Genomic DNA, 688 nt, shown 5'->3' on the forward strand with positions numbered 1-688 from the left:
TTTTTGCATGGTTGCGATAGTCTTGGTAAAATAGAATTGCTTAATAAACCATTTAGAAAGGCTATCCCATGCATATTCACTATAACACAAATCAAACAACTTTACCACTAGAAATCAGTTCTTTCTTGCCACAAGACCATCTCGTCTTTACTATTGAAAAAAGTGGTGAATACCTTGGAGGATAGTCACTTCCACGCCTTCTATCATGCCTTTGGTCGCCCGTCTTATCACCCTAAAATGCTTGTATCTGCTCTTCTATTTGCCTATTCACAAGGGATTTTCTCTGGTCGAAAAATTGAAAAAATGATGATTGAAAATCTGGCTATGCAGTACCTAACAGGACCGTTGGTTGTTAGCTATCGCACCATCAATCGTTTTCGAGTCGCTGAAGGGATGGAAGAATTCATACGTAATCTTTTCATCGATCTCAATCTTCGTTTAAAAATGGAAGAGTTAGTGACCTTAGATTGTCTGTTTATTGACGGGACTAAGATTAAAGCCAATGCCAACAAGTATAGTTTCGTGTGGAAGAAAGCGACAGAGAAATTCTCCGCCAAACTTCAAGAACAGATACAAGTCTATTTTCAAGAAGAAATCACTCCCCTTATCCATCAAGCTATCGAACTGGATACACAAGAGCCTATCTCCTCAGAGCAGTTGCTTGCATTCGCTCAAGTCCTTGAAGAAG

The 688-nt window shown here is 39.2% G+C and carries 1 pseudogene; it reads left to right on the top strand.

The annotated features are described in order from the left end of the window. Positions 1 to 68 precede the first annotated feature (68 nt). A pseudogene (locus tag QM409_RS10735) lies at positions 69 to 688 on the top strand (transposase); the annotation flags it as partial.

Source organism: Streptococcus mitis (assembly GCF_047465045.1).
GTDB lineage: Bacteria > Bacillota > Bacilli > Lactobacillales > Streptococcaceae > Streptococcus > Streptococcus mitis_DT.